A 5487-nucleotide genomic window follows, 5' to 3' on the forward strand; every position below is an offset into this window, starting at 1 on the left:
GCTCCCGCGCCGAGCGCGATGACGGTCAGGCCGCCTGTCACCAGGACGCGGTCCAACCGCGCCAGATCGTCCAAGCGCGGGCGGTAGGTGGAGCGCAGGGACAGGATCCGATCCTCACCGACGGCGGTCGCGGCCCAGACCGCCCCGCCGTCGTCGTCGGGGCCCACGTAGGTGGCCGTCGCGCCGTTCTGGACGCCGACGCGCAGACCCGCGGGCAGGTCGGGATCGTGCAGGCTGCTGCCCAGGGTCGGGCGACCGTTGCGCCGGTACTCCTGGACCGCCAGTTCGAGCCGGTCGGTCTGGAGCCGCCGGGCCTCATCGGCCTGCTGGTAGGCGTAGGCGAAGTGCACCGTCAACCCCAGGGCGAGCGTGACGAGCACGCTGACCAGCGTGATCGTGATGGTGATCTGCCACCGCAGGCTCATCAGGGCTGCCCGGTGAACTTGTAGCCGAAACCGCGCACCGTCTCGACGTACCCGCCACCGATCTTGGTGCGCAGGCGCTGCACGTGGACGTCGACGACACGGGTGTCCCCGCCCCACGCGTAGTCCCACACGCTCTCCAACAACACGTCCCGGCTGAGCACGGTCCCGGGCGACCGCGCGAACCGCAGCAGCAGGCGCATCTCGGTCGGGGTCAGCGCGACCGGTCGGCCCGCGGACAGGACCCGTACGGCCTCCGTGTCGATCTCCAGGCCGCCGAACCGCAACGGACCCCGACGGTCCTGGTCCGCGGTGGCCGGGCGTTCGGTGCGGCGCAACACCGCCCGAATCCGTGCGGTGAGCACGGCGCCGTCGAACGGCTTGGTGACGTAGTCGTCGGCGCCCGCCTCCAGCCCCACCACGATGTCGACGGGGTCGTCGCGGGCGGAGAGCATGATCACGGGGACGAGGCTGACCTCGCGGATGCGACGGCACAGGCTCACGCCGTTCATCCCGGGCAGCATCACGTCGAGCAGGGCGACGTCGGGGCGCCGGGCGTGGAAGACCTCCAGACCGGTCCTGCCGTCGGACGCGACCGCCACACGGAACCCGTCGCGTTCCAGGCTGAGCTGGGTGGCCTCCCTGATGACGTCGTCATCCTCGACGAACAGTACGTGCGGAGCCTCCACGGCGTGTCCCTCACTCCCCGGCTTCGACGAGCCGCTCCCCGGCCCATTCGAGCATCGTGCGCTCGGTTCCCTGCGGGCAGGCAGAGTCATCGGCCCCCCACAGGCCGCGGTCCACGAACAGGCCCGCGTCCCCGTCGACGTCGACCCGGCTTCCCGCCGACTCCGACGAGAAGACCCGCTCGCTCCGGTCGGTCCAGAGCCGGTAGACGTAGGAGGCGATGTAGGGGTTGCAGGCCGGAGGGGCCGAACAGTCCTGCACGTTGACGATCACCGCCCAGACGTCGGTGTCGGGGATGCGGAGGTACTCGGTGTAGACGGGGTACCACCCCCGCGACCACGCCTCGTCGCCCTCCCCCTCGCACGGCCAGGCGAGGACGTCCTTGACGCCCTGGTCGACCCCGGGGTCGTCGCGCAGCACCTGGACCGGGTCGACGCTGACGGCCTCGCCCCCACGGGTGCCCTCTCCAGGGGAGGGCGTGGAGGGAAGGGGGGCGCCGTCCGAGGCGGGCACCTGTTCGATCCGCACCCCGGTGTCGACCGGCCCGCACGCGGTCACGGCGAGCGCGCACACCACCGCGGCCGGGGCCGCGCCCGAGATGATCTTCACGCCGTCGATGCCAGTACCGCTCGCCGTGCCGTTACACGATCTACGGCTCTCCGACGGGACAGCGCAACACGCTCTCGGGGGGTTCGAGAAACCCGCTTCCTAGCGTCGGCCCATGGACATCCCATCGCATCCTTCCCGGGCCCTGGCGGTCAGTGTGGCCTGCGTGACGTTCCTGGCGGCGGCCTGCGGCGTCGTCGGCGCCGAACTCCGCTCGTCGCACCGGGCCGCCGGGGCGGAGGAGGGGCCGGACACCGGTGTCGTGTACAGCGTGCGCACGACGGACCCCGTCGTCTTCCTCACCATCGACGACGGTGCCGCGCGCTCGCCGGAGATGGTCGACGTGCTCGTCGACTCGGGAATCAGCGCCACCCTGTTCCTGACCGACGGCTACGTCCGCCAGGACCCCGATTTCTTCCGGCGGCTCAGCGAACGCACCGGTTCGACCATCCAGAACCACACACTCGACCACCCCGACCTCGCCGACGAACCCCCCGACGAGCAGCGCCGGCAGATCTGCGCCACCTCCGACTCCTACGAGCGGGAGTTCGGCCACAGACCCGCCCTGCTGCGGCCGCCCTACGGCAGTTTCGACGACCACACCCTGCGCGCGGCACAGGAGTGCGGCATCGACGAGGTCGTGCACTGGAGTGCGGAGGTCCGCGAGGGCCGAATGGAGTTCGCGGCCGGGGACCGGCTCCGCCCGGGCGACATCGTGCTGATGCACTTCGGGGAGGACTTCGCCGAGGACGTCGCGGAGTTCGCCGCTCAGGCCGACCGGGTCGGCCTGAGCCCCGCGCTGTTGGAGGACTATCTGTGAGGGACGTAGCGGGACCGGCCGCGAGGCGTCGGCCCGCGCCTCGGTCTGGCCGACGGCGAGATCGGCGCCCCGCCCCCGGCCATCGGTCCCGTCGCCGCGTCGACGATCGTCCGCGCGTCGTCAGCGGCCGACGGCGTTCAGGTAGCGGAGCACCGCGGCGACGCGCCGGTCCGAACGGTCGTCCGGGGCCAGGCCGAGCTTCCCGAAGATGTTGCGGATGTGCTTGTGCACGGCTCCCTCAGTGACGGTCATCCGCTCGGCGATCGCCCCGTTGCCCAGGCCTTCGGCCATGAGGGCGAGCACGTCGCGCTCACGGGGGCTGAGCCGTGCCAGGACGTCGTCGGCGTGCTTGCGGGCGAACAACTGGGCGACCACCTCCGGATCGATGGCGATCTGCCCGCCCGCCACCCTGCGCAGGGTGTCCAGGAACTGGTCGACCCGGCCGACACGCTCCTTGAGCAGGTAGCCGATACCCGAGGTCCCGCTCTCCATCAGCTCCGTCGCGAAGGACTGCTCGACATAGGCCGACAGCACCAGGACCGGCAGACCCGCGCGGATGTCGCGGGCGCGTACCGCCGCCTGGACGCCCTCGTCGGTGTAGGTCGGGGGCATCCGCACGTCGATGATGGCGATGTCGGGTTCGTGCTCGACCACGGCGTCGAGCAGCGTGTCGGCCTCGCCGACGGCCGCGCAGATATGGAAGCCCTCGTCCCGCAGCAGGGCGGCCATCCCCTCCCGGAGCAGGGCGTCGTCCTCGGCGATCACGATCCGCACGGCAGCTCCACCCAGATGTCGGTCGGCCCGCCTCCGGGGCTGTCCACGGTGAGCACGCCGTCGTGTGCCTCCACCCGGCGCCGGATTCCGACCAGGCCGGTCCCGGCGCGCTCGTCCGCGCCTCCCCGCCCGTCGTCGTGGATGTGGATACGCAGGACGTCCTCCTCTTCGCTGACCCGGACGCGGGCGTGTCCGGCCCCGCTGTGCCGAGTGACGTTGGTGACCGCTTCGGCGACGGCGAAGTAGGCCGTCGCCTCGATGGACGAGGCCAGGGGCCCCAGACCGTCGACCTCGACCGTGCAGGGAACCGAGCAGCCCGTGGCCAGCGCGCTGAGCGCCCCTTCCAGATCATGGCTCTCCAGGGCCGGTGGGAGGATGCCGCGTACCAGACCGCGCAGTTCGGCGAGAGCGTCCTCGGCCGCGGCCTGGGCTCGCTCCATCGCCGCCTCCGCTCGCTCCGGGGCGGTCCTCAGCGCCCGCCGTGCGGCCCCCAGCTGGATGATGACGGCGACCAGGCGGCTCTGCGCTCCGTCGTGCAGGGATCGCTCGATCCGGCGGAGTTCGGTGGTGTGCGACTGCAGGGCGGCGGCCCTGGTGGCCGTGAGTTCGGTGATGCGTTCGTGGAGGACCACCCGTGAGTGCGGCCGCAGCAGTCGGCGGCCGGGCCACGACTGGAGCCAGGCCAGGATCGGCTCGATCCCGAAGGTGATCGCCCCCCAGCCCACCCCCAGCATGCCGACGGCCAGGGCCGCGTACCAGTCGTGGGCGGGGACGCCGATGGATGCCCCGGCCGCGTCCGGGGGCAGCAGCCACCACCACAGGGGGAAGGTGCCGTCCCGGACCGCGACCACCGGAAGCAGGACCCCGAGAAGGCCTGTCAGGAGTCCCAGCGTGGAGTGGCAGGACAGCCAGACCAGGTCACGCCGGACCTGGACGTCGTGGACGAGGGCCCGGAACGCGTCGACGGGGGTGGTCGGGGCGTCGGCCGACGCGGGTGACGGCACCGGCGGCCCCCAGCGGGTGAGGCGGTGCCGTTCCCGGTTGGCCACCGTGCGTAGCAGCCGCAGGGCCGAGGGCAGCAACAGCAGGCCGACGCCGAGCGGGCTCGTGAGGAGGACGACGCCGAGGACCGCGAGGGCGAACAGTGCCATCAGGGCGGTGATCAGTCCACCGGCGAGGCGCTCCAGGCTCAGGAACACGTTGTTGAGCCCGGTCACCACCAGTTCCCGGAACGGCCTGGTGTCGTTGTCTGCGGGGGGCATGCTCACTTCCTGGCCGAAGCCGAACCGACGCAACCCTACCGGCGCGAAGCGCCCGCCGGATGGGCGGCCCGAAGGAGTACAGCCTGCTATACCCCGACTGTTCAGCGTGCGGGATCGTCCCGCGGGGGGTCGGGATTCTAGTGTCGTACCCGTCCACGGCGAGGATCACTCGGCCGTACGGACCCGTCCCGACCGCTGACTCCGGATCCCCAGGAGATACCAGATGAGTGACCCCTACCGTTTCGCAGAGAGCCCGGGCAATGCTGGACGGCGCCGTGACGGCGCTCCCGCCAGGCGGGGCCGACACACGGTGCGGGCCGTGCTGTGGCTACTGATCATCCTCGGCGCCACGGCCAACGCGGTCACCTCCCTCGGCGGTTTCCACCCGATGATCAGCGTCGGGTTCGGGCTTCTGACCGTCCTGTTCATCGTCCTCCTGGTCATGCACCATCTGCGTCACCGCAGGTAGCCCGGCACCAAGAAGAAAGAAAAGAACAACCCTTCGCCTCCTTCGAATCGCATACACCAACCGCCCGGCGGCACCGGGCGGTTTTCTTGTTTTCTCCGGACAAGTTCGGCCAACCGAAGGAACGATTCATCGCACCATCCCATCGAAACATTTCCGAGAGCAACCCACGCGGTCGGCATCAGACGCACAGGCCAGACGAAGTGACTTTATCGATTTCTCCGATCTTTCATTCGATCCGCCACCCAAAGGGCCCCCAACACAACGACAGCGCAACGCGAGGCACACCCGCAGAACGGTGAGCCAGTCCCGGAAACACCCACCGCGGCCCAAGACGGATCATCAGAAGCGATAAACAAGGCGAACCGCCCGGTCACCACCCGTTCCCGCTTCACGTACGGTTCGGTCCCCAAGGTCTTCAGCGCGGCGCTCGGCCCGCCACCGGCTCCG

Annotated in this window: 6 protein-coding genes and 1 pseudogene; 2 read left to right on the forward strand and 5 right to left on the reverse strand. The window is 70.7% G+C overall.

Annotated elements, in window-relative coordinates:
* The 3 genes and pseudogenes from D471_RS0111845 to D471_RS0111855 all read right to left on the reverse strand — a co-directional run.
* Positions 1–425: pseudogene (locus tag D471_RS0111845) on the reverse strand (two-component sensor histidine kinase); the annotation flags it as partial.
* Positions 425–1111, reverse strand: a complete 687-nt coding sequence (gene cseB, locus D471_RS0111850; RefSeq protein WP_017598816.1) for a two-component system response regulator CseB — start codon at positions 1109–1111, stop codon at positions 425–427. The gene cseB and the pseudogene D471_RS0111845, both read right to left, overlap by 1 nt.
* A 10-nt stretch (positions 1112–1121) precedes the next feature.
* Complete coding sequence (locus D471_RS0111855; RefSeq protein ID WP_017598817.1) at positions 1122–1718, reverse strand: hypothetical protein; 597 nt, start codon at positions 1716–1718, stop codon at positions 1122–1124.
* A gap of 112 nt (positions 1719–1830) precedes the next feature.
* Here D471_RS0111855 and D471_RS34030 point away from each other — a divergent pair, with 112 nt between their 5' ends.
* The gene (locus D471_RS34030; protein ID WP_017598818.1) at positions 1831–2535 is read left to right on the forward strand and encodes a polysaccharide deacetylase family protein; all 705 of its coding nucleotides are present in this window, start codon (positions 1831–1833) and stop codon (positions 2533–2535) included.
* A gap of 120 nt (positions 2536–2655) precedes the next feature.
* On the opposite strand, the gene D471_RS0111865 is transcribed toward D471_RS34030, so the two are convergent.
* Together D471_RS0111865 and D471_RS0111870 are read right to left on the reverse strand one after the other, a co-directional pair.
* The gene (locus D471_RS0111865) at positions 2656–3309 is read right to left on the reverse strand and encodes a response regulator transcription factor (RefSeq protein WP_017598819.1); all 654 of its coding nucleotides are present in this window, start codon (positions 3307–3309) and stop codon (positions 2656–2658) included.
* Complete coding sequence (locus D471_RS0111870; protein WP_017598820.1) at positions 3297–4571, reverse strand: sensor histidine kinase; 1275 nt, start codon at positions 4569–4571, stop codon at positions 3297–3299. Before D471_RS0111870 ends, D471_RS0111865 begins: the two co-directional genes overlap by 13 nt.
* 223 nt (positions 4572–4794) lie before the next feature.
* Here D471_RS0111870 and D471_RS39425 point away from each other — a divergent pair, with 223 nt between their 5' ends.
* Positions 4795–5040 carry a hypothetical protein gene (locus D471_RS39425; protein ID WP_026127638.1) on the forward strand — a complete coding sequence of 82 codons (246 nt, stop codon included), beginning with the start codon at positions 4795–4797 and terminating at the stop codon, positions 5038–5040.
* Positions 5041–5487 lie beyond the last annotated feature (447 nt).

It is taken from the genome of Nocardiopsis lucentensis DSM 44048 (assembly GCF_000341125.1).
GTDB lineage: Bacteria > Actinomycetota > Actinomycetes > Streptosporangiales > Streptosporangiaceae > Nocardiopsis > Nocardiopsis lucentensis.

Excerpts from the sequence above, each read along its gene's own strand:
- D471_RS34030 (WP_017598818.1), top strand. The coding sequence starts at position 1,831 with ATGGACATCCCATCGCATCCTTCCCGGGCCCTGGCGGTCAGTGTGGCC.
- D471_RS0111870 (WP_017598820.1), bottom strand. The coding sequence starts at position 4,571 with ATGCCCCCCGCAGACAACGACACCAGGCCGTTCCGGGAACTGGTGGTG.
- D471_RS39425 (WP_026127638.1), top strand. The coding sequence starts at position 4,795 with ATGAGTGACCCCTACCGTTTCGCAGAGAGCCCGGGCAATGCTGGACGG.